The sequence below is a fragment of the Halomonas sp. HMF6819 genome (assembly GCF_044335525.1).
Classification (GTDB): domain Bacteria; phylum Pseudomonadota; class Gammaproteobacteria; order Pseudomonadales; family Halomonadaceae; genus Vreelandella.
Map to the genome: position 1 here is coordinate 289,430 of NZ_JBIQVY010000001.1, position 21,122 is coordinate 310,551.

The 21,122-nt window shown below is 61.4% G+C and carries 20 protein-coding genes and 1 tRNA gene; 11 read left to right on the forward strand and 10 right to left on the reverse strand.

The genetic code is table 11. The annotated features are described in order from the left end of the window. Position 1: 1 nt before the first annotated feature. Entirely contained in the window at positions 2-1,210 is a 1,209-nt protein-coding gene (locus tag ACGLWX_RS01380) for an ABC transporter substrate-binding protein (protein WP_396236716.1), read from the reverse strand. Positions 1,211-1,358: 148 nt separating this feature from the next. On the opposite strand from ACGLWX_RS01380, the gene ACGLWX_RS01385 reads away from it, so the two are divergent. The 3 genes from ACGLWX_RS01385 to ACGLWX_RS01395 all read left to right on the forward strand — a co-directional run bounded on the left by ACGLWX_RS01385 (position 1,359) and on the right by ACGLWX_RS01395 (position 3,921). Beyond that, positions 1,359-3,065 carry a potassium/proton antiporter gene (locus tag ACGLWX_RS01385; protein WP_396236718.1) on the forward strand — a complete coding sequence of 569 codons (1,707 nt, stop codon included), beginning with the start codon at positions 1,359-1,361 and terminating at the stop codon, positions 3,063-3,065. Between the two features lie 57 nt (positions 3,066-3,122). After that, positions 3,123-3,213: transfer RNA gene (locus ACGLWX_RS01390), tRNA-Ser, on the forward strand. Between the two features lie 291 nt (positions 3,214-3,504). Further along, positions 3,505-3,921 carry a DUF3617 domain-containing protein gene (locus tag ACGLWX_RS01395; RefSeq protein ID WP_396236720.1) on the forward strand — a complete coding sequence of 139 codons (417 nt, stop codon included), beginning with the start codon at positions 3,505-3,507 and terminating at the stop codon, positions 3,919-3,921. Positions 3,922-4,118: 197 nt separating this feature from the next. Here ACGLWX_RS01395 and ACGLWX_RS01400 read toward each other — a convergent pair whose 3' ends face one another. Continuing rightward, positions 4,119-4,478, reverse strand: a complete 360-nt coding sequence (locus ACGLWX_RS01400; protein WP_396236722.1) for a hypothetical protein — start codon at positions 4,476-4,478, stop codon at positions 4,119-4,121. 120 nt (positions 4,479-4,598) lie between these two features. Next, entirely contained in the window at positions 4,599-6,515 is a 1,917-nt protein-coding gene (locus tag ACGLWX_RS01405) for an acetate--CoA ligase (protein WP_396236724.1), read from the reverse strand. 311 nt (positions 6,516-6,826) lie between these two features. On the opposite strand from ACGLWX_RS01405, the gene ACGLWX_RS01410 reads away from it, so the two are divergent. Then, positions 6,827-7,147: a metalloregulator ArsR/SmtB family transcription factor gene (locus ACGLWX_RS01410; RefSeq protein WP_252108862.1), complete on the forward strand. Its 321-nt coding sequence runs from the start codon at positions 6,827-6,829 to the stop codon at positions 7,145-7,147. A 26-nt stretch (positions 7,148-7,173) separates the two neighbouring features. Here ACGLWX_RS01410 and sohB read toward each other — a convergent pair whose 3' ends face one another. Then, positions 7,174-8,214 (reverse strand): protease SohB, encoded by a 1,041-nt coding sequence (gene sohB, locus ACGLWX_RS01415; protein WP_396236726.1) that lies wholly within the window; start codon positions 8,212-8,214, stop codon positions 7,174-7,176. 195 nt (positions 8,215-8,409) lie between these two features. Here sohB and ACGLWX_RS01420 point away from each other — a divergent pair, with 195 nt between their 5' ends. Next, positions 8,410-8,721 carry an SCP2 sterol-binding domain-containing protein gene (locus ACGLWX_RS01420; RefSeq protein ID WP_252108864.1) on the forward strand — a complete coding sequence of 104 codons (312 nt, stop codon included), beginning with the start codon at positions 8,410-8,412 and terminating at the stop codon, positions 8,719-8,721. A 19-nt stretch (positions 8,722-8,740) separates the two neighbouring features. Here ACGLWX_RS01420 and nudC read toward each other — a convergent pair whose 3' ends face one another. The 4 genes from nudC to ACGLWX_RS01440 are packed head-to-tail and all read right to left on the reverse strand — an operon-like array spanning position 8,741 to position 11,535. Beyond that, positions 8,741-9,526, reverse strand: a complete 786-nt coding sequence (nudC, locus tag ACGLWX_RS01425) for an NAD(+) diphosphatase (RefSeq protein ID WP_396236728.1) — start codon at positions 9,524-9,526, stop codon at positions 8,741-8,743. Beyond that, the gene (gene dnaQ, locus ACGLWX_RS01430) at positions 9,519-10,256 is read right to left on the reverse strand and encodes a DNA polymerase III subunit epsilon (RefSeq protein ID WP_252108866.1); all 738 of its coding nucleotides are present in this window, start codon (positions 10,254-10,256) and stop codon (positions 9,519-9,521) included. The genes nudC and dnaQ overlap by 8 nt, the downstream gene beginning before the upstream one ends. Next, on the reverse strand, positions 10,244-10,744 hold the full coding sequence (gene rnhA, locus ACGLWX_RS01435; RefSeq protein ID WP_396236730.1) for a ribonuclease HI: 501 nt from the start codon (positions 10,742-10,744) through the stop codon (positions 10,244-10,246). The genes dnaQ and rnhA overlap by 13 nt, the downstream gene beginning before the upstream one ends. Beyond that, positions 10,741-11,535, reverse strand: coding sequence for a methyltransferase domain-containing protein (locus tag ACGLWX_RS01440; protein ID WP_396236732.1), 795 nt, complete (start codon positions 11,533-11,535; stop codon positions 10,741-10,743). The genes rnhA and ACGLWX_RS01440 overlap by 4 nt, the downstream gene beginning before the upstream one ends. A gap of 112 nt (positions 11,536-11,647) precedes the next feature. Here ACGLWX_RS01440 and gloB point away from each other — a divergent pair, with 112 nt between their 5' ends. From gloB to ACGLWX_RS01470, 6 genes are read left to right on the forward strand one after another with little or no spacing between them, the layout of a single operon-like run. After that, complete coding sequence (gene gloB, locus ACGLWX_RS01445) at positions 11,648-12,415, forward strand: hydroxyacylglutathione hydrolase (protein ID WP_396236734.1); 768 nt, start codon at positions 11,648-11,650, stop codon at positions 12,413-12,415. 24 nt (positions 12,416-12,439) lie between these two features. Then, a complete protein-coding gene (locus ACGLWX_RS01450) occupies positions 12,440-13,672 on the forward strand; it encodes a transglycosylase SLT domain-containing protein (RefSeq protein ID WP_396236736.1) in 1,233 nt (410 codons plus the stop codon). Between the two features lie 48 nt (positions 13,673-13,720). Further along, positions 13,721-15,643 (forward strand): extracellular solute-binding protein, encoded by a 1,923-nt coding sequence (locus ACGLWX_RS01455; protein WP_396236738.1) that lies wholly within the window; start codon positions 13,721-13,723, stop codon positions 15,641-15,643. A gap of 30 nt (positions 15,644-15,673) precedes the next feature. Then, positions 15,674-16,747, forward strand: a complete 1,074-nt coding sequence (locus ACGLWX_RS01460) for a microcin C ABC transporter permease YejB (protein ID WP_396236740.1) — start codon at positions 15,674-15,676, stop codon at positions 16,745-16,747. A gap of 2 nt (positions 16,748-16,749) precedes the next feature. Then, positions 16,750-17,820, forward strand: coding sequence for an ABC transporter permease (locus ACGLWX_RS01465; RefSeq protein WP_396236742.1), 1,071 nt, complete (start codon positions 16,750-16,752; stop codon positions 17,818-17,820). Beyond that, complete coding sequence (locus tag ACGLWX_RS01470) at positions 17,813-19,405, forward strand: ABC transporter ATP-binding protein (protein WP_396236744.1); 1,593 nt, start codon at positions 17,813-17,815, stop codon at positions 19,403-19,405. The genes ACGLWX_RS01465 and ACGLWX_RS01470 overlap by 8 nt, the downstream gene beginning before the upstream one ends. 197 nt (positions 19,406-19,602) lie before the next feature. Here the strand turns inward: ACGLWX_RS01470 and ACGLWX_RS01475 are convergent, their stop codons facing one another. After that, positions 19,603-20,307 (reverse strand): pseudouridine synthase, encoded by a 705-nt coding sequence (locus ACGLWX_RS01475; protein ID WP_396236746.1) that lies wholly within the window; start codon positions 20,305-20,307, stop codon positions 19,603-19,605. Then, the gene (locus tag ACGLWX_RS01480) at positions 20,307-21,122 is read right to left on the reverse strand and encodes an amidohydrolase (RefSeq protein ID WP_396236748.1); all 816 of its coding nucleotides are present in this window, start codon (positions 21,120-21,122) and stop codon (positions 20,307-20,309) included. Before ACGLWX_RS01480 ends, ACGLWX_RS01475 begins: the two co-directional genes overlap by 1 nt.

Below are 21,122 nucleotides of genomic sequence, written 5' to 3' on the forward strand. Positions count from 1 at the left end.
GTCATTCGGCCAGCGTATGCGGGTCGACCGCCAGTCGCGATACCGGCAACGTCTCCTCGATAAGGCCGCGCTTTAACAAGTAGGTTTCAAACGCCTGATAGCGGCGAGTGTTCACCGCCGCCGGGCTGAGTGACAGGCGGCGCAGAAGCGACGCCCAATTCGCTTCATTGATCGCGTTATCGAGAATCGGGTGCTGCTCGGCGATGAGCGCCCAGGACGCGTCGGGATTTTCGATCATCCAGTGGCTCGCCTGCTCGACGGCGCTCATGAAGCGCGCCAAGGTCGGGCCGCGGCGGCCTAGCGTTTGGCTATTGGCCACTATGATGACGCCATCGTGGCGGGGAATGTCGATCTCTTCATAGCGAATGACGTGGCTCTCGATCCCCTCCGGCGCAAGCTGCTCGGGTAGCGAGTCAAAGTAGCCGTCCGCGATGACGTTGGCGTCGCCGCGCACGACGGCGGCGGTGGCATCGAAGTGGACGTTGACCGGCGCCTTGAAGCCATCGGTTTGACGCAGCGACTGAGGAATAAGCCGCTCGGCCACGATGGTCTCGCCTTCTCGGGTAGAAAAGCCGTAATCGCGCCCGGCCAGCAGGGCCACATCGTCGGTTTCGGCGGCGCTGCCGGTCACGATCACGGCGTTCAAGGGCGTTTCGATCAGCGTCCCCACCCGCGTGAGAGGCTCCCCCTTATGTGCCTGCAGGTGGAGTATAGGCTGGCGAGTCAGCGCCAAATCCACCTCTTCGGCCACCAAGAGTTTGAGTGCAATGGTGGGGTCTGCCGGGCTCAAAAGCTCTACCGCCAAGCCCTGCTCCTTGAACAGTTCCCGCGCCTGGGCGATCAACAGCGCGGCGTGCTGTGGGCTCAGGTACCAGTCGAGCATGACCGACACCTCGGTTAGCGGCGGCGGATCCAGCGGCGGCGGCAGCGCAAGCGCGGCCGAAGGCACCGGCTCGGGCTGATCCGGCGATGCATTCTCGGCTTGAACCTCGGGATCAGCGTCGGCGGCGCTTTCATCGCGCGCCAAGGGGGCAGCGTCGGGCCATAGCGCTGGAGGCAGCATGACCTCGCTTTCAAGCGATAACACTTCGGCGTTTTGATCCGACGCCGTGTCCTCATCACCGGCCAGCGCCAACCAGGATAAAAACAAAAGACACAACGCACCGGCGAACACCAGGCGCGTCGGCCAGCGGATAGTCAGGTGAGGCATCGCTACACTCCAGGGGCGTGAAGCCGGAGTGTAGCGGGTGGCCGCCGCCCCTGGCCAGCGTTGGGCCGCCATAAAGCCCTTAAGCGGCGCAGTAAAATAGCGGGGGGCGTGCAATAATAGAGCGGCATTGATGTAGAGACGGAGAGACATGGACGCACTGTATACCTTTTTTTTGATCGGCGGCATTCTCATGACGCTGAGCATTCTGGCCAGCCGGCTTTCATCAATGTTTGGCGTTCCGCTGCTGCTGATCTTTCTGGGGCTGGGCATGCTGGCCGGCGAAGAGGGCCTGCTGGGCGTCGTCTTCGACGACTACAGCATGGCCTTCGTCATCGGCCACCTGGCGCTGGCGATGATTCTGCTCGATGGCGGGCTTCGCACTCGCCTAAAGACGTTTCGGGTCGGCTTCAAACCGGCGCTGTCGTTGGCCACCGCAGGGGTATTCATCACCAGCGCCATCGTCGGCATCATCGCCATGTGGGTGTTCCAGCTTAGTCTGATTCAAGGGCTATTGGTCGGGGCGATCGTCGGCTCCACCGATGCGGCGGCGGTCTTTTCGATGCTCAGCGGTCGCGGGGTTAGCCTCAACGAACGGGTCAGCGCCACGCTCGAGATCGAGTCCGGCACCAACGATCCGATGGCGATCTTTCTCACGCTGATGCTGGTCGAGCTGCTCGTCGGCGATATGGGCGGCATCGTCGAAACCCTCATATTTTTTGTCTCACAATTTGGCATCGGCTTGGTCGTAGGCTTGGGCGGCGGGTGGCTTTCCGCGAAGCTCTTGCGCTGGCTCGACCTGGCGCCGGGGCTCTACGCCATGCTCGCCCTGGCACTCGGTTTTAGCGTCTTCGGGTTGACCAGCGTTCTCGGGGGCAGCGGCTTTTTGGCAATCTACCTAGCGGGGCTGATGATCGGCAACCAGCCGGGGCGGCACTTGAATTTCATCCTGCCCGTACACGACGGCCTGGCTTGGCTTAGCCAGATCGGTCTGTTTCTGGTGCTGGGGCTTTTGGTGACGCCGAGCCAGCTGGTCGAGGTCATACTGCCCGCCGGGCTGGTGGCGCTGGCGCTGATTTTCATCGCCCGCCCCTTGGCGGTCTTAATCACCATCAAGCCGTTTTTCAAGTTTCGCTGGCGCGAGACGTTCTTCATTGCCTGGGTCGGGCTTCGCGGCGCGGTACCGATCGTGCTGGCGATCTTTCCGGTGATCGGCGGTGTAGAGAACGCCTCGCTCTACTTCAACGTCGCCTTTGCGGTAGTGTTGATGTCGCTTCTGATCCAGGGCGGGTCGCTCACACTGGTCGCGCGCTGGCTCAAAATCCAGGTTCCCGCTGGCACCACGCCCAACCGGCGCGGGCCACTGGGCATTCTTCCGGAGAACGACTTCGAGATGTTCGTCTACGTGGTCGAGAACCAGGATCTCGAGGATGTGCCCATCCGTTTGCTGCGCTTTCCCTCCGGGGCGCTGATCTCGGCGCTGTTTCGTAACCACGTTATGCTCCACCCCAAGGGCAATACCCGGCTGAAGCTCGAGGACGTCATCTGCGTGATCGGCCGGTCGGAAGATTTAACCGCGCTCAACCGGCTGTTCAACGGCGACGCCAAGCTCAAGCAGGAACGCGCCTTCTTCGGTACCTTCACCCTCGAAGGCAGCGCTTACATGCAGGACATCGCCCAGGCTTACGGGCTGACCCTGAGCCCCGGCGAGCAGGAAATGAGCCTGGCGGAATTCGTCTCGCTGCGCGTGGGCGGCCACCCGGTGGTCGGCGACGACATCGATTGGCACGGCATCCACTGGGTCGTGAGTGAAATGCAGGGCGGCAATATCACCCGAGTAGGCCTCCGTCTCTACTAATTTGACCAAAGGCGTTGACTTCCAAGGAAATAGTGGTAGTATACGCACCCATAAGCCGGAGGGATGGCAGAGCGGTTGAATGCACCGGTCTTGAAAACCGGCATAGGTTAATAGCCTATCCAGGGTTCGAATCCCTGTCCCTCCGCCACTTATACTGGGGAATCAGCTACTTGGCTGGTTCCCTTTTTAGTTTCTAGCCTTCCAAAAATCCCAAAAGTATAACGAGGGGAACACCTGCCGTTATACTGCCTGAGCCAGACCAGTGCACTTTGGCACAAAATTAGACTAAAGCACTGGTTGTTACATTGTTTTCAGCTCCTGCTTTTACCCCATCTCTGTTTAGCCACGCTTGCGTTTGAGCTGCCTAATATCGCCACGCTTAAAGCCGGCCATGACTTGGGCTATTCTTGGCGCCTGTTGATTTAGTTATGGAGGAAATATGCTGAAAAAAAGCCTGTTTGTCTCATTGCTTGTAGCGGTTTCTCTACCAGCCGGGGCCTTTGAAGTTAAACCTGGCCTATGGGAGACAACGGTCACGATCGAAAGCGAAGTGCCTCCAGAAGTACAGCAAGGAACCTACATCGAACACCAATGTATTACCGTGGAGGAATCGCAGGATTTTGAGCCCACTATAAGACAACACTTCTCTGAAGAAGGCTTTCAGGAAATCGATATCTCGGATGATACGAACACGCTGGAAGTTAAAGCCTCAAAGTCCACGCCTGATTTGAATGTCGACATCGCTATATCGTCAACACGGCATAGCGAAAAACATTTCTCTACGAGAACTCACGTCACAAACGTCGACACCATGACCTCATCGCAAGAGAGCCATTGGGTTTCAGAAGACTGTTAACGCAGTCAGCGCATACGCTCAAGGCCGCCCATTGAGGTGGCTTTTTTGATGCCTGTTATTCGTCTGACCCACTTTTTAGGTTATTCGCAGCGTCATACCCGAACGCTGGGGCACTATTCCGAGTCAGGCGCCAGCATCGGCCAGGGGGTAACCAAAGAAAAAGCCAGGCTTTCGCTGGCCGCTAGCGACTCGTTCGCTTAAATCCTTGAGCGCGGCGATAGCGAGTCGATAAACGTTTCCATCTTGCCGATCTCATCGATTTTTCGAAACATTTCATCGATCCGCGACTCCTTGATACCGCCGTAAACGTTGTAATCAGCCGTGTTCATTTCCTGGCCGAATTTCAAAAGCCCGGTAGAGTAACGCTCGATGTGAAACTCCATGAACGCCTCGCACTCGGGCGTCATCACCTCATCGGTGCTGGCCTGGCACTCCACCCCTCTGGAAAAGGCTTCGTTCACCGTTTGCTCCATGTCATCGAACGTGTAGCGATTCTCCTGAGCGTGGGCTGCGCTCATTAGCAAAAGCGCCGCGAGCATGCCTACCGGTTTCATCATCCAACTCTCTCCTTGCATCCTTAAACGATCCCTATTGAGCGCGTAACATCCAGCGGACGATGTTACCTGCTCACCGGCGTGCAAAGTATTGCTCTCGGCCGCTTTAGGGCCGCGCCTGGCTTACTGCTCCGCCGGCCTGGCTTCATCCACACGCCCTACGCCGTGGCGAGCCATGGCGGCCTGGGCATCCTCTAGGCTCGTCGGGTCGTCGATGGTCGAGGGAACGGTATAGGGCTTGCCATCGGCCAGCGTGCGCAGCAGTTTGCGCAGGATCTTGCCCGAACGGGTCTTGGGCAGACGGTTGACGATCAGCACCTGCTTGAAAGCGGCTACCGGGCCGATCGTCTCGCGCACCTGCTGAATGAGCGCGGTTTCCAAAGCGGCCTCGTCGCCGTCGAAGCCGTCCTTGGGAATCACAAGCCCCACCGGGCGCTGGCCTTTCAGGTCGTCATGGATACCGATGACCGCGCACTCTGCCACCGCTGGGTGGGCGCCAAGCACGCCCTCCATCTCGCCGGTCGAGAGCCGGTGGCCGGCCACGTTGATCACGTCGTCCGTGCGCCCCATGATGAAAAGATAGCCATCGTCATCGAAATAGCCGCCGTCACCGGTCAGGTAGTAGCCGGGGAAGGCGGCCATGTAGGCGCTGTGAAAGCGCGCCGGGTCGCGCCAGATACCGCTCAAACAGCCGGGCGGCAGCGGTTGTTTGATCAATACGCTGCCCTCCTCCATCGGCGCGCTTTTTTCACCTTCGCGGCCGATGATCTCTACGTCGAAGCCCGGCACCGGATAAGTTGCCGAACCCGCTTTGGCCGGGGCGAGCTCGATGCCCGCCAAATTGGCGGCGATGGGCCAGCCGGTTTCGGTTTGCCACCAGTGATCGATGATCGGCACTCCCAGCACGTCGCTTAGCCAGTGAAACGTGGGCGGGTCGAGGCGCTCGCCGGCGACGAACACGTATTTCAGGCTATCAAGGGTATAGCGGCTTAGCGCCATCGCCTCCGGATCCTCTTTTTTGATCGCGCGAAAGGCGGTGGGCGCGGTGAAGAAACTTTTGACCCTGTACTCATCGATAATGCGCCAAAAGCTGCCGGCATCCGGCGTTTTCACCGGCTTGCCCTCGTACACCACGCTTGTGCAGCCGCGCAGTAGCGGCCCGTAAACGATATAGGAGTGGCCCACCACCCAGCCGACATCAGAGGCGGTAAAGCACACGTCCCCCGGCGACAGGTCGTACACCGCCTCCATGGAGTAGGCCAACGCCACGGCGTAGCCGCCGGTATCGCGCACTACGCCCTTGGGCTTGCCGGTGGTGCCGGAGGTATAAAGGATATAGAGCGGATGGGTCGCCTCGACCTCGACACACTCGGCAAACACGCCGCTCTGCTCAAGAGCTTGCCAGTCGTGCTCGCCCTCGCTCAATTGGGCACGCTCGGCCTCGCGCTGAAACACCACCAGCGCCTCGGGTTTGAAGGTGCTTTGGGCAATGGCCTGATCGACGATCGGCTTGTAGGGCAGCACCGTGTTCACTTCGATTCCGCAGGAGGCGTAGATCACCACTTTGGGCTCGGCGTCCTCGATACGAAGCGCCAGCTCGCTGGCGGCGAAACCACCGAACACCACCGAGTGAACCGCGCCAATCCGGGCGCAGGCGAGCATGGCGATGACTGCCTCTGCCACCATGGGCATATAGATCACTACCCGGTCACCTTTACCGACGCCCAGCGTCTTAAGCCCGCCGGCCACGTGCGCCACCCGGTCGCGCAGCGCGCGATAGGTGATCGTTTGTTTCGTGCCGGTGACCGGCGAATCGTAATAAAGCGCCGCCTGCTCGCCGCGGCCTTCGTCGACATGATGGTCGAGTGCGGCGTGGCAGATATTGAGGGTACCGTCCTCGAACCATCGGGCGTGGCGCTGCGCGTCCCATGAAAGTATGGTCTCGGGAAAGCGCGCCCAGGCAATACGCTTAGCCTGCTCCTGCCAAAACTCGGCGGGCGATTCGATGGAGTATGCGTGGGTAGCGTGGTAGCGGCTCATGGTCACCTTGTCTTTATTGTGTTAGCGATCAACCCCTGTTGTTGACACTTTAACCATAAAAACAAAAGCGGCGCCGTTAAACCATCGGATAATCTGACACCCTTGCGTGCGAAATAGCGCACATTGTCGACAGTCAGGCACATTAACTACCATTGACTCAGCGTTAAACGCCGACTTGGACAAAATTCGCTAATTTAACGACTATTGATTAACAATATTTCAACGAAAGACCGTCGACGTTACTAAACCGCACCGCCGCGACCGCATTGTGACGGGAACACGCATTCCCGCGTCTCGGCAAGGAGAAAACCATGGCTACTCACTCAAGCGCCGCCGCTCGTCTTCTTGAGCATAATGGGCAGGCGTTGGAAGCGGGCACCCTGCTTCTCAAGGCGCTCGCCAACGAAAAACGCTTGCAGATTCTCTGCCTGCTGGCAGAAAAAGAGCTTTCGGTGACACAGATCAACCAGCAGCTTGCGTTGAGCCAGTCCGCGCTTTCTCAGCACCTGGCCATTCTGCGTCGCGATGGGCTGGTTCAGACCCGGCGAGAGTCGCAAACCATCTACTACTCGCTCAAAAGCGAAAGCGCCAGAGCGATACTCTCCGCCCTGGCGCTTCACTACGCGGCTTAGTTTTTTCAAGCCGATAACAACGGGCGCTAGCGCCGCTGCCAGCCGGTGGCGTCGATGGCGCCCAGCGCTCTGGTCACGGCCTGCTCGATACCGCTGGATACTGCAACGCTGATACGCCGCCCCACGGTTTTAGCTGGCTCGAGCTTGACCGTGAACGCCTCCACGTCTTTCATGCGCTCGACCAGATACGCTTCGCTGGTGCCGAGGCTATCGATCAGTTTCACGTCCAGCGCTTCGCTGCCGTACCAGATCTCACCGGTGGCCAAGCGGTCGATATCCATCGCCGGACGATGGCGGGCTACGTACTGCTTGAAGAGTTTATGCGTATTTTCAAGATCGTCGATGAACTTGGCTCGCCCCTCTTCGGTGTTCTCCCCCAGCACCGTTAGCGTGCGCTTATAGCGCCCGGCGGTCAGCATCTCGACATCGATATCGTTGCGCTTTAAAAGGCGGTGGATATTGGGCACCTGGGCCACCACGCCGATCGAGCCGATCACCGCAAAGGGGGCGGCCTTTATATGGTGCGCCGTGCACGCCATCATGTAACCGCCGCTGGCGGCAACCTTGTCGATACACACCGTGGTGGTAATGCCTGCCTCGCGGAGCCGATCAAGCTGTGCCGCGGCGAGTCCGTAGGCGTGTACCAGCCCCCCGCCGGATTCGAGGCGAATCACCGCCTCGTCCTGGGCGCCCGCCACTTCGATCACCGCCGATACTTCCTGGGCGAACTGCTCGGTGCGTGAGGCCTTGATATCGCCATGAAAATCGAGCACCCAGAGCCGCGGCGCGGCGCCCTTTTCGCTCTTTTTGGTCGTCTTATGGCGCTCTTTCTCCTCTCGGCGAAGCTGCTTGATCAGCTTTTTACGCGCGCCCTGGGCGGTGGCGTTCACCTTGAGGCGCCGGTTGCGCGCGCGGCGCTGCTCGTTGAGCGACTCTACTTTTAGCGTAGCGCCGCGCTCGCCGCCGCGTTTGCCGCGCATGAGCAGAAAGCCTGCCAACAGCGCCAGCAGGGTAAGAATCGCGCTTTGGACCAGAAAGGTGCCTATCTCAGCCGTCCATTCACTCATGTCCCTCTCCTTTGGGTCGATACGCCTCAATACGCATGTGCAACGCCTGGTTAGCTCACTATACTCGCTTGATTAAAACGCGTGCTTTAAATAGGCTCTTCGCGGGCACCACGTTAGACTCCTTCTACCCAGTATCCTCCTATCGTGGCGAAACATCGCCCGATTTTTGCAACGACACGCTACAGGAAACTATTGATGTCCTCGACCACCTTTGAAAAGCTCGAATCGCGCTTCGACCCGCAAGCGGCGAAGGGTATGGACGAAATTTTTCAGTTTCATTTCTCTGACGAACAGAGCCACTACCTGCACGTTCAGGACGGCACCCTCGGCATTCACGAAGGCGAACACGATGACCCGTCGGTCACGCTGACCACCAGCACCGAGACGCTGCGCGGCATCATGTCCGGCGACATCAGCGGCATGAGCGCGTTCATGAGCGGCAAGCTCAAGGCCTCCGGCAACGTCATGCTGGCAACCAAGCTGACGAGCCTGTTCCCCGGTCAATAGTGACCTATCAAATCAAGTACTAGTCGCCGCGCACGCGCGCCAGGTGCGTCTCGATCAGCTCGCGAGAAATGGAGTAGGCCGGGGGAAGCATTGGCAGCTTGCGCGGTGAAAACCAAGCCGCATCGCTGATCTCGACGCCGTCGATGTGGATGCGCCGGGTCGTGGCCTCGGCAAAATAGCCCAGCATCAGCGAGTGCGGGAAGGGCCACGCCTGGCTCTTGTGGTAGCGCAGGTTGTCGATGTACACGCCCACCTCTTCGAACACCTCGCGGTGAACCGCCTCCTCCGCAGACTCACCGGGTTCGATGAAGCCGGCAAGCGTGGAGTAGCGCCCGGGTGCAAAGCGCGGGCTACGCGCCAGCAGCATTGCCTCCCCCCGGGTTACAAGCGTGATGATACAGGGCGAGATGCGCGGATAGTTGCGGTGACCGCAGGCGTCGCAGTGCATGGCGAACTCGGCGCCCAGCCGGGTGGCCTCTGCGCCGCAGCGCCCGCAGAAGCGGTGGTTGTCGAGCCAAGCGCTTACCTGCAGCGCCGTCGACAGCAGGCTGAACCAGCTCTCCGGCAGCAGCGAAAGCCACTCCCGGCCTTCGATCCAGTTCTCCTGCGGCGTTTGCTCGATAGAGAGCGCCACCGGCTCGTCGTCCCAGTAGCAAAGCGGCTGCATATCGGCGCTCCAGGGCTGAAACGGCTGGAGCGGGGTCAACGTACCCTCTTGTGTGCTGATACCCGGCGCTAGCCGCCCGCGCGCCAAGCGAATCACATGGCCTTCGCCGGCATTCAGCGGGATATTGCGTTTAAGCATCGGCGGGTGCGCTCCCACTCCAGTGAAGCGAATGCGCCTGACACTTGGCGAGATGCGCCGCTTCCTCTTCCTCGGTGGGACGAACCACCTTGAGCGCGCCGGGCTTAAGCGACAGACGCTGGATCGATAGCCCCTCGCTTGCCTCGGAAGACTCCTCGCGCTCGGCGTTCGCTTCGGCATCGAGGGTAAGCGCGGTCTGCCCGCCGGTCATCGCGAGATAAACGTCGGCGAGAATCTCGGCGTCGAGCAGTGCGCCGTGAAGGACGCGGTGGCCATTGTCGATATCGTAGCGCTTGCACAGCGCGTCCAGGCTGTTGCGCTGTCCCGGATGCATCTGGCGCGCCATGGTCAGCGTATCGAGCACGCGACAGTGATCGCGTACCGGGCCAAGCGCCGGGCCCTGGCGGCGCTGATTGGCCAGGTTCAGCTCATGATCGATGAAGCCCACGTCGAACGGCGCGTTGTGAATGACCAGCTCCGCGCCTTCGATGAATGCCCAGAACTCATCGGCGATCTGGGAAAATATCGGCTCGTTGGCCACCTTCGCGTCGTCGATGCCGTGGACCGCCACGACCTCGGCATCGATATGGCGTTCCGGGTTGATGTACTGGTGATAGGTGCGCCCGGTCAGGCGGCGGTTGATCATCTCTACCGCGCCGATCTCGACCATGCGGTGGCCGTCCCGGGTTTCGATACCCGTGGTTTCGGTGTCGAGGATTACTTGCCGCATGCGCTGCTCCTTTTCTGTTCGTCGCTGGCCTCATCGATCGCTTCGTTGGCCAGGTCGTCGGCCTTTTCGTTGCCCGGGTGGCCGCTGTGCCCCTTGATCCAGTGCCACTGGACGTGGTGACGTTTCGTCTCTTCGTGCAGGGTTTTCCAAAGCTCGGCGTTTTTGACCGGCTGCTTCGCGGCGGTTTTCCAGCCGCGCTTGATCCAGTTATGAATCCACTGGGTAATGCCCTGGCGCACGTATTGGGAGTCGGTCCAAAGCTCGACTCGGCAGGCGGTGTTGAGCGTGCGCAGCGCCATGATGGCGGCCATCAGCTCCATACGGTTGTTGGTGGTCTGCGGCTCAAACCCCTTGAGGGTCTTTTGGTGCGGGCCGCTTTCGAGTACCACGCCCCAGCCGCCGGGGCCCGGGTTTCCACGGCAGGCGCCGTCGGTGTACACCACGACGCTGGGCTCTTTCACACCGGACTCTTTGTCTTGCTTGGTCACTGACGTTCCTTTGACATACGAGAGGAGGTTTCGCTTGGCGGCGCAAGCCGGGCGCCGTGGCGCGTAACGCCCAGCGACGAGGACGGCGCCCGCGAGGGCAGCTTGAACCGAACCCGCTCGATGGGCGCGCCGCGCTCTCGCCGGCAGGCCTGGATCATATAGCTCTGCCCCAGCGGCAGGTTATGGCGGCGCCCCCAGGCCTCCCAGCGCTCGCCGCAGGCTGCGCTCATACGGGCGCGAAAACAGCAGTAGTCTACGCGTTTCACCTCGAAATCGACAAACGCCAGCCAGTCGCGAAGCCGATTCACACCCTGCCAGTCGCCGTTGAAAGGGAACGCCGAGTGGCCCTGGCGCCGGCGCTTCAAAAGCCCGCTGGCGCACAGCGGGTTGAAGCCAAACAGCACCAGCACGCCGTGGTCGCTCGTCACCCGGGCGGCTTCCTTGAGCGTGAAGTGAGCATCCGGCAGCTGTTCGAGCCAGTGGTGAAGAATCACGGTATCCATGGAGCGCTCTGGCAGGGCGAAGCAGTCCGGCGGGCACACCAGGGTCGACGCCGACTCGGCAAGCTCCCAGGTCGGTGCCCATCGTACCCGGTGAGGAATTTGGGAAAGCGACATCAGCGATCGACCCATGCTCATCTCCAAACAGTGCTGGCCGCGGCGATTTTCGACCACCGGCCCAAGGCAGGCGCGCTGGGCTTCCCAAAGCGAGCGACCCGCCGGGCCTTGCCAATAAGGTTGGCTTTGGACCATGCGCCGAGCAAGCTCTACGGCCATCGGAGAATTTGACATGGAACGCGCTTCCCTCCAAAGTAGCGACTTTTTTGCGCGGCTACGTGCGATATTCTTGCAGACGCGGCAGGCACACGCAGTAGCGTTTTTCGAACGTTTAAGGATCTCGCCCATGATGAGCGTGACACCGATTCCCGCCCTTAGCGACAACTATATTTGGTTGCTAAGACAGGATACCAGCCCCAACGTTTGTGTCGTGGACCCCGGTGAAGCCGCCCCCGTTATCGAGCTTTTGGAGCGCGAGGGCCTGACGCTCACCACTATTTTGATCACCCACCACCATCACGACCATACCGGTGGGATCGAGGAGCTTCAAAAACGCTACTCTCCCCACGTCATCGGCCCGAAAGACTCCACCATCGAAGGACTCGATGAAGTGGTCGGTCACGGCGATGAAATTCGCGTCATGGGGCGCATGTTCGAGGTCATCGCCACGCCCGGCCACACCCTGGATCATGTGAGCTACTTTGCAGCGGGCATTCCGGCGCTGCTGTTTTGCGGCGACACGCTGTTTTGCGCCGGGTGCGGGCGGCTATTCGAAGGCGAGCCCGCGCAGATGCACGCCTCGCTGCAAACGCTTGCCAGCCTTCCCGAAGACACGCTGGTATTTGGCGGGCATGAATACACGAAGGCCAATCTTACCTTCGCTCGGGCGGCCGACCCGGATAACAAGGCCATTCCCAACGCACTGGAGGAGTGCGAGAAAGCGCGTGCGATGGATCGCCCCACGCTACCCAGCACCATTGGGCGCGAGCTTGCCATCAACCCCTATCTGCGCGTGGACACCGACAGCGTGCGCCGCGCCGCCGGGGAACAGGGCCCAAATGGTGACGATCTCGCGACGTTTACCACGCTTCGCGAGTGGAAAAACCGTTTCTAACGCCTTTACCCGACAAGATTTTCTATGACCTATCAAACGATTCGCCAGCGCTTTGTGCTAAGCGCTGGCAGCACCGTCATTATGGGCCTTTTGATGGCCGCAGCGACGAACTCCGAAGCCTCTGCCAATCGCCAGGCTTTCACACCGGCCCCGACGGCGCCGAGCGTTTCACAGCGCGCCGCCGAGCGCCCGGCCAGACTCGATGCCTATCACGCTCACTTTTGGGATTCGCTGACGCTGGAGCCGCAAAGCGTCTGGACCACGCTTCGAGACGCCTTTCAGTGGCAGAACAAAACCCTGCGTCCGGACGCCCAGGCGCGGGTCGATGAGTGGATCGACCACTACCGCGCCCGCCCGGAAAACATCGTCGCCATCATCGAGCGCGCCACGCCTTGGCTTGCCTATATCACCGAGCAGGTCAGCGAACGGGGCTTGCCCGGCGAGCTTGCGCTGATTCCCTTTGTGGAAAGCTCGTTTGACCCCAACGCGACAAGCCACATGGGCGCGGCGGGGCTTTGGCAGTTCATGCCACGCACCGGCGACGCGCTGGGCTTGACCCGCAACAGCCGCTACGATGGCCGCCTCGACGTGCTGACCTCGACACAAGCGGCGCTCGATTATCTGGAGTCCCAGGCCGAGCAGTGGTATCACGGTGATATGATGCTCTCGCTTGCCGCCTACAACGCCGGCGCCGGTACGGTTAACAAGGCGGTGCGCCGCGCCCAAGGGCAAGGACTGGAAGGCAGCTACTGGGATCTCAGCCTGCCTTCAGAGACGCTGCAGTACGTGCCCAAGCTCAAGGCGATTTCGACCATCATTCAGGACCCGGAGCGCTACGGCGTAACGCTGCCCGACATTCACGCCTCGCCGGCCTTCGCCAAGGTACAGCTGGCAACGCCCTTGAGCCTAGCCGAGGCCTCGGCACTTTTGGACGTCAGCCAGCAGCGTTTGGTGGATTTGAACCCGGGGCTTCTGGCGGCGCAGGCCGGCCCGCGCAGCGCCCAAACGCTGCTGGTGCCCGAGGAAGCCGACACGGCGCTGATCGCCGAGCTTTCGCAAAACAGCGCCTCTGTGCTCGCTTCGACACAGACGCCATCGGTGCACCGCGTTGAAAGCGGCGATAGCCTTTCTGCCATCGCCGCGCGCTATAATCTTGACCAACGCGACCTGATTCGCTGGAATGCACTCGAGCGGCCGGGCGCCATTCAGCCGGGCCAGCTGTTGGCACTGTCGGCGCGTCAGGAGAGCAATACTTAACGCTTTCAGGCGGCTGCGTGGTGACTTTTAACCTCAAGGACATCCTCGATGCGAAGCGGTGTGGCCTTTGAAAAGAGCTTTTGGATAAAGCGCTTACGGGTAAAGAGCTTGCGCGCACTGGCGCTTACCGTCTGCGCGCTGGCGCTACCGGCGCTGGCGCAGAGCGAGCACGTACCCCAGGCGCTTCTGGACGAACCCGAAAGCGAGATGGTCGAAACCACCCACGCGCTCTCGCTCTACGATAGCCCTGAGCTTGACGACGGCTTCGCCTACTTTCCCCACGTCAACCCTCAGGCGCCGAAAGGCGGCTCTATCGTTCACACCGCGGTGGGGTCGAGCTTCGATTCGACCAACCCGTTCATCATTCGCGGCACGCCCGCCACCGGCGTGAGCAGCTACGTTTACGACACGCTCATGGCGAGCAACCCGAACGAGCCCTTCAGCCTCTACGGACTTCTCGCCGAAGGCGTGCGCCTGGACCCGGACCGCGAGTGGATCGAGTTCGACCTGCGCCCGGAAGCGCGCTTTCAGGACAACGAGCCGGTCACCGCCTACGACGTGGTGTTTACGTTCAACCTGCTGCGCGAAGAGGGCAACCCGTTTTTTGCCAGCTACTACGCGGGTGTCTCGAACGTGATCGCCCAGAGCGAGCATCAGGTACGCTTCGAGTTCAGCGACACCACCTCCCGCGAACTTCCGCTGATCGTGGCGCAGCTGCCGATTTTGCCGCGCCACTATTGGGAGCCGCGGGATTTCACATCGCCAACGCTTGCCGCTCACCCGGGCTCCGGGCCCTACCGCATCGGCGAGGTCGACCCGGGCCGGCGCATCGTCTTCGAGCGCGATGAAAACTACTGGGGCAAGGACCTGCCGGTCAATATCGGCCGCTACAATTTCGATCGCATCGTCTACGACTACTACCGCGACCGCGACATCGCTTGGGAGGCGTTCAAGGCGGGGCTGATCGATTTTCGCGAAGACGCTCGCGCCGCGACCTGGGCGATCGGCTACGACTTTCCCGCCTACCGCGAGGGGCTGATCAAGCGTATCACCGTGCCGGACGTCAACCCGGCGATGATGCAGGCGTTCGTCTTCAACCTGAAAAAAGAGAAATTTCAGGATCCACGGGTGCGCGAGGCGCTTGCGCTTACCTTCGATTTCCCTTGGCTCAACACCAATATTTTCTACAACGCCTACCAGCGCACCGAGAGTTACTTCCAGGACTCCGAAATGGAAGCCACGGGCCTGCCATCAGAAGCCGAGCTTGCGCTTTTAGCACCACACCGCGACGAGCTTTTGGCCTCTCACGGCTCTGACCGCCTGTTTAGCGAGCCACTACCGATGGCCGAGCCTACTGCGCTTCGCGAACGCCTGCGCCGGGCGCTCACGCTGTTACGCGAAGCCGGCTACGAGGTGGTGGACGGCGAACTGATCCATCGTGAAACCGGCCGGCCGCTGCGACTGGAAGTGCTGATGTATGACGCGGCGCTCGAGCGTGTAGTGCAGCCGATGCTCAGGAACATGGCCAGACTTGGTATCGAGACCTCGATGCGCATCGTCGATATTAACCAGTACCTGAACCGGGTGCGCAACTACGACTACGACATCGTCATCAGCCACTACCCGCAGTCGAACAACCCGGGCAACGAGCAGCGCGACTACTGGACCAGCGCGGCCGCCGAAGCGCCGCAAAGCCGTAATCGCATGGCGCTGGCGCACCCGGCAGTGGACGACCTGGTCGATCACATCATCTCGGCCTCCGACCGCGAGGAACTCGATACCGCGACCCGGGCGCTTGATCGCGTTCTGCGCTGGGGCTTTTATGCCATCCCGCACTACTACTCCGGCGAGACGCGCATCGCCGTGTGGGACAAGTTCGGCTATCCGGAGCCGTTTCCCGCCTACGCCATGGACCTCGACGCCTGGTGGGTGGACCGCGAACGCGAAGCCCGGCTCGAGCGCCACCGCTAGGGCTTTTACGACTACCTCCAGGAGCGCACCGTGGCCCGCTACACTCTTCGCCGACTGCTGTTGATGATACCCACGCTGCTGGGGATCATGCTGCTCAACTTCATCATCGTACAGGCCGCTCCGGGCGGGCCGATCGATCAGATGCTGGCGCGCTTCGAAGGCGCGAACGCCATGGCCAGCACGCGCCTGGACATGGGCGGCGCCGATATCCAGGTCAACGACGACTCCCGCGGGGCGCGGGGGATCGACCCGCGCTTCATCGAACAGCTCGAGCAGCAGTTTGGTTTCGACAAGCCCGCCCACGAGCGCTTTCTCACCATGCTGTGGGACTACGCACGGCTGGACTTCGGCACCAGCTTCTTTCGCGACCGGCCGGTCATCGACCTGATGATCGAGCGCCTGCCGGTGTCGATTTCGCTCGGGCTCTGGTCGACGCTGCTGGTTTATTTGATCTCGATCCCGCTGGGCATTCGCAAGGCGCTGCACCACGGCTCGCGCTTCGATGTGTGGAGCTCGGGGCTGGTGATCGTGGGCTATGCAATCCCCGCCTTTTTATTCGCGATTCTGCTGATCGTGGTGTTCGCCGGCGGCAGCTACCTGGACTGGTTTCCGCTACGTGGCCTCACCTCCCCCAATTTCGACGAGCTCACGACGCTTGGCAAAATCAAGGACTACTTCTGGCATATCGCGCTGCCGGTGGCGGCCACCGCTATCGGCAGCTTCGCCACGCTCACCATGCTGACCAAGAACAGTTTTCTCGACGAGATTCACAAGCAGTACGTGCTCACCGCCCGCGCCAAAGGGGCAAGCGAATACCGCATTCTCTACGGCCACGTGTTTCGTAACGCCATGCTGATCATCATTGCGGGGCTTCCTGCAGCGCTGATCGGTATTTTCTTCACTGGGGCGCTCTTGATCGAGGTCATCTTCTCGCTCGACGGGCTGGGCCTGCTCGGCTTCGAGGCGGTGATGCAGCGCGACTACCCGGTGATTTTCGGCACGCTATTTCTCTATACCGTCATCGGTCTGATTCTAAAGCTGGTGTCGGATTTGACCTACGTCTGGGTCGATCCGCGTATCGACTTCGCGACCCGGGAGTCCTGACCATGGCCGCTGCCAACCGCCTATCTCCCATTACTCGGCGCCGCCTGGCGGCGTTTCGCGCCAACCGCCGCGCTCGGGTCTCGCTCTGGATCTTCGGCGTACTGTTCATTATAAGCTTGGCCGCCGAGCTGATCGCCAACGACAAGCCGCTGGTCCTCCACTTCGATGGCCAGTGGTACGCCCCGCTTTTGGTCGACTACCCGGAAACCGAGTTCGGCGGCTTTTTGCCGACCCGCACCGACTACCTTGACCCCTTCATTCGCGAGCAGATCGACGAGAACGGCTGGGCGCTGTGGCCGCTGATTCCGTTCTCCTACCAGACCCTCGACATGCAGATGAGCCGGCCCTCGCCGGCACCGCCGGATTCGCGCCATTGGCTCGGCACCGACGACCAGGGCCGCGACGTGCTGTCCCGGGTCATCTACGGCTTTCGTTTGTCGGTGGCATTCGCCCTGGTGCTCACCGCTGGCTCGATCGTAATGGGCGTGCTCGCCGGCGGCGTGCAGGGCTATTTTGGCGGCAAGGTGGACCTGATCGGCCAGCGTGTTACCGAGATCTGGTCGGGGCTTCCGGTGCTTTTTCTGCTGATCATTCTGGCAAGCTTCGTGCAGCCCGGCTTCTGGTGGCTGCTGGGCATCATGCTGCTCTTTTCCTGGTTGGGACTTGTCGATATCGTGCGCGCCGAGTTTCTGCGCGCGCGCAACCTGGAGTACGTGCGCGCGGCCAAAGCCATGGGATTACCCTCACGGCTCATCATGTGGCGCCACGTGCTGCCAAACGCCATGGTCGCCACGCTCACTTTCATCCCGTTTCTGTTCACCGGCGCCATCGGAACGCTGACCGCGCTGGATTTTCTCGGCTTTGGATTGCCGCCGGGCGCGCCGTCGCTTGGCGAGCTCGCCGCTCAGGGCAAAAACAACCTCCACGCGCCCTGGCTTGGCATCACCGCCTTCATGACGCTTGCCATCATGCTTTCGCTGCTGGTCTTCATCGGCGAGGGCTTGAGAGACGCCTTCGATCCGCGCCACGTCAGCCACGGTGCCACGCCCGCCCCGGGAGCCTCGCATGCCTGAACCGCTTTTTCGCCTCGACAACTTCAGCGTCGCCTTCGATGGCCAGCCGGTGGTGGAAGGGCTTTCGCTCGAGGTTCAGCGCGGCGAGACGCTGGCGATCGTAGGGGAATCCGGCTCGGGCAAGTCGGTGTCGGCGCTGGGTGCGATCGATCTGCTGCCCGCCAACGCCCAGGTGAGCGGCGAACGCTGGCTGGAGGGCACCGACTTGAACCGCCAAAGCAAAGCGCAGTGGAACGCGCTCAGAGGCAGCCGCGTGGGTTTCGTGTTTCAGGAGCCAATGACCTCGCTGAATCCGCTGCACCGCATCGGCAAGCAGTTGGGCGAGACACTGCGCCTGCACCAGGGATTGAGAGGCCTAGCCGCCCAGCGGCGCGCGAAGGAACTTCTGGAGCAGGTCAAATTGCCCCGCGCCGACGAGCTTTTGAATGCTTGGCCGCATCAGCTCTCCGGCGGGCAGCGCCAGCGGGTGATGATCGCCATGGCGATCGCCAACACCCCGGCCCTTTTGATCGCCGACGAACCCACCACCGCGCTGGATGTAACGGTGCAGCAGGAAATTCTGGCGCTATTGAAAGCGCTTCGCGATGCGCACGGCATGGGCATGCTGTTCATCACCCACGACTTGAACCTGGTGCGCCGCTTCGCCGAGCGGGTTTGCGTAATGAAGGCGGGGCGCGTCGAGGAGACCGGCCGCGTCGAGGAGGTTTTCCGCCACCCGCAAAGCGCCTACACCCAAGCGCTGATCGATGCCGAACCCGCCGGGCGACCAACGCCGGTCAGCGCCACCAAGCCGCTTTTGCGGGCCCGCGGGCTCAGCGTGCGCTTCGAGCGCACTGCCGCTGGGCTCTTCAAACGAAAGCGCCCCGCCTTCGAGGCGGTCAAAACGGTGGATCTCGACATCGCCCCGGGGGAAACCCTGGGCGTGGTGGGCGAATCTGGCTCCGGCAAGACGACGCTTGCCTCGGCGATCATGCGCCTGGTGCCCTCCCAGGGCGAGATCACCCTGGGCGAGACGCCGCTTGGCACGCTGGGTGGCAGCGCCCTGCGTCGCGAGCGCCGCCGCCTGCAAATGGTGTTTCAGGACCCTTACGGGGCGCTATCACCGCGAATGCCAGTATTCGATATCGTCAGCGAAGGCCTGCGCTTTCACTACCCGGAGCTCCCCAAGGAAGAGATCGCGCGCCGCGTGGCGCATACGCTCAAGGAGGTGGGCTTGCCCGAAAGCTGCGCCGCCCGCTACCCCCACGAGTTCTCCGGCGGCCAGCGCCAGCGCATCGCGGTGGCTCGTGCCATCATTCTGGAGCCCGAGCTTCTGGTGCTGGACGAGCCGACCTCGGCGCTGGACCGCACGGTGCAAAAGCAGCTTATCGCGCTACTGCGTGAACTGCAGGCCCAGCGCCAGCTCAGCTATTTGTTCATCAGCCACGATTTGGCCGTGGTGCGCGCCATGGCGCACCGCGTCATGGTGCTGAAGGATGGCGAAGTCGTCGAACAGGGTCCCACGCACGAAGTGCTGGCAAGCCCCCAGCACGCCTACACCCGCGCGCTGCTCGACGCCGCTCAGCTCGAACCGCAGGAGATTTAGCGGGCGCTGGATTGGCGGCTTTTCTTTGAGCCGTTTGTCCACACAACGCTTTTAACTACCGGTTTTCCAGCTCGGCGTAGTTTGTTAGGCGATTACTACTCCAAAGTTTATCTTTTCTGTAATACCAAACAGAAAGATAACGGTATAAAAAACGCTCCCTGAGGAGCGTTTGGCCTGACACCGACATAAACCCGACATCAAAAGCGGTCGATTTCCTCCGCCGTCAGCTCGCGCCACTCGCCCGGGGCGAGCTCGTCGGGCAAGGCGATCGGCCCAATCGACTGACGATGAAGCGCTTCCACCCGGTTGCCGAGCGCAGCGAACATCCGTTTGACCTGGTGATAGCGCCCCTCGGTGATCGAAAGCGATGCCTGCGTCGAGCTCAAAAATTCGAGTGTCGCCGGTGCGGTGGGCGTTTCGTCATCATCGAGCAGCACGCCTTCGGCGATTTGCGCAACGGCGCGCTCTGCCGCGGCCCCTTCGACGGGCTCGGCAAGCTCAGCGATATAAACCTTGGCACAGCGGTGCTTCGGCGAGGTGATGCGGTGGGCCCACTGCCCGTCGTCGGTCAACAGCAAAAGCCCGGTCGTATCCACGTCAAGCCGCCCGACCGGCTGCAGCCGGTCGGCCTTGGGAAGCTCGATCAAGTCAACGGCGCGCGGGTAGAGCCCGCGCCGCGCGGTGCATTCAACCCCCTCGGGCTTGTGGAGCATCACGTAGCGAAGCCCGACCAGCGCCAAGCGTTCGCCGTTCAATTCGATGACATCCTCTGCGGTATCGACATGGATCGATGCCTGCTTGACCGGCTCGCCATTGAGCGTCACTTCGCCGTTTTTGAGCGCGCGCTTGGCCAGGCTTCGTGTGAGTTCGGTGGTTTCACTGAGAAAACGATCCAGGCGCATTACTGACCGACTCCCGGCAGCAGCTCGAAGCGGTCCGCGTCCTGCCAAGCGGGAAACTTCTCGCGAAATTCATCGAGGGCGGTTTTATCGAGCACTCCGGTGTCGATGAACGCGCTATTGGCGGGCCGGTCGATAAGCGGCTCGCCCTTGAAGTCGACCAGCATCGAATCGCCGCTGTAGGCGAGCCCCTTGGCGTCTTCACCGACGCGGTTGACGCCGATTACGTAGCTCAGGTTCTCCACCGCGCGGGCCTGAAGCAGCGTGCGCCAAGGGTTGCGTCGCGGGGCCGGCCAGTTGGCCACGCACAAAAGCGCGTCGTACTCGAAGTGCTCGTCCTCGCCCGGCTGCTGGCGCGACCAAACCGGGAAGCGCAGGTCATAACAAACGCTGAGCAGAATTTTAAATCCCTTGAGCTCGACGAGCTTACGCTCGCGGCCCATTCCGTAGCGTTCGTGCTCGCCGGCCATGCGAAACAGGTGGCGCTTGTCGTAATAATCGACCTTGCCGTCCGGGGTGGCCCAAATCATGCGGTTGTAATACTCACCGTCATCGACGATCGCCACGCTCCCGGTGATCACGCAGTCGCGCGCCTTCGCTTGCTCCAAAAGCCAGGCCACGCTCTCGCTCTGCGCCATGGGCTGGGCCATGTCGCGGGAGTTCATGGTAAAGCCGGTGGCAAACATTTCCGGCAGTACGATCAGGTCGGTATCGCGACCGTCGAGTTCGCCCAGCAGCTCTTGAAGGTGGGCGTGATTGGCTTTTGGGTCTTCCCAGCGCAGATCGCACTGAACCAGGCTCGTTTTCAACTCGGCCAT

Excerpts from the sequence above, each read along its gene's own strand:
- ACGLWX_RS01380 (WP_396236716.1), bottom strand. The coding sequence starts at position 1,210 with ATGCCTCACCTGACTATCCGCTGGCCGACGCGCCTGGTGTTCGCCGGT.
- ACGLWX_RS01385 (WP_396236718.1), top strand. The coding sequence starts at position 1,359 with ATGGACGCACTGTATACCTTTTTTTTGATCGGCGGCATTCTCATGACG.
- ACGLWX_RS01395 (WP_396236720.1), top strand. The coding sequence starts at position 3,505 with ATGCTGAAAAAAAGCCTGTTTGTCTCATTGCTTGTAGCGGTTTCTCTA.
- ACGLWX_RS01400 (WP_396236722.1), bottom strand. The coding sequence starts at position 4,478 with ATGATGAAACCGGTAGGCATGCTCGCGGCGCTTTTGCTAATGAGCGCA.
- ACGLWX_RS01405 (WP_396236724.1), bottom strand. The coding sequence starts at position 6,515 with ATGAGCCGCTACCACGCTACCCACGCATACTCCATCGAATCGCCCGCC.
- ACGLWX_RS01410 (WP_252108862.1), top strand. The coding sequence starts at position 6,827 with ATGGCTACTCACTCAAGCGCCGCCGCTCGTCTTCTTGAGCATAATGGG.
- sohB (WP_396236726.1), bottom strand. The coding sequence starts at position 8,214 with ATGAGTGAATGGACGGCTGAGATAGGCACCTTTCTGGTCCAAAGCGCG.
- ACGLWX_RS01420 (WP_252108864.1), top strand. The coding sequence starts at position 8,410 with ATGTCCTCGACCACCTTTGAAAAGCTCGAATCGCGCTTCGACCCGCAA.
- nudC (WP_396236728.1), bottom strand. The coding sequence starts at position 9,526 with ATGCTTAAACGCAATATCCCGCTGAATGCCGGCGAAGGCCATGTGATT.
- dnaQ (WP_252108866.1), bottom strand. The coding sequence starts at position 10,256 with ATGCGGCAAGTAATCCTCGACACCGAAACCACGGGTATCGAAACCCGG.
- ACGLWX_RS01440 (WP_396236732.1), bottom strand. The coding sequence starts at position 11,535 with ATGTCAAATTCTCCGATGGCCGTAGAGCTTGCTCGGCGCATGGTCCAA.
- gloB (WP_396236734.1), top strand. The coding sequence starts at position 11,648 with ATGATGAGCGTGACACCGATTCCCGCCCTTAGCGACAACTATATTTGG.
- ACGLWX_RS01450 (WP_396236736.1), top strand. The coding sequence starts at position 12,440 with ATGACCTATCAAACGATTCGCCAGCGCTTTGTGCTAAGCGCTGGCAGC.
- ACGLWX_RS01455 (WP_396236738.1), top strand. The coding sequence starts at position 13,721 with ATGCGAAGCGGTGTGGCCTTTGAAAAGAGCTTTTGGATAAAGCGCTTA.
- ACGLWX_RS01465 (WP_396236742.1), top strand. The coding sequence starts at position 16,750 with ATGGCCGCTGCCAACCGCCTATCTCCCATTACTCGGCGCCGCCTGGCG.
- ACGLWX_RS01470 (WP_396236744.1), top strand. The coding sequence starts at position 17,813 with ATGCCTGAACCGCTTTTTCGCCTCGACAACTTCAGCGTCGCCTTCGAT.
- ACGLWX_RS01475 (WP_396236746.1), bottom strand. The coding sequence starts at position 20,307 with ATGCGCCTGGATCGTTTTCTCAGTGAAACCACCGAACTCACACGAAGC.
- ACGLWX_RS01480 (WP_396236748.1), bottom strand. The coding sequence starts at position 21,122 with ATGGCCGAGTTGAAAACGAGCCTGGTTCAGTGCGATCTGCGCTGGGAA.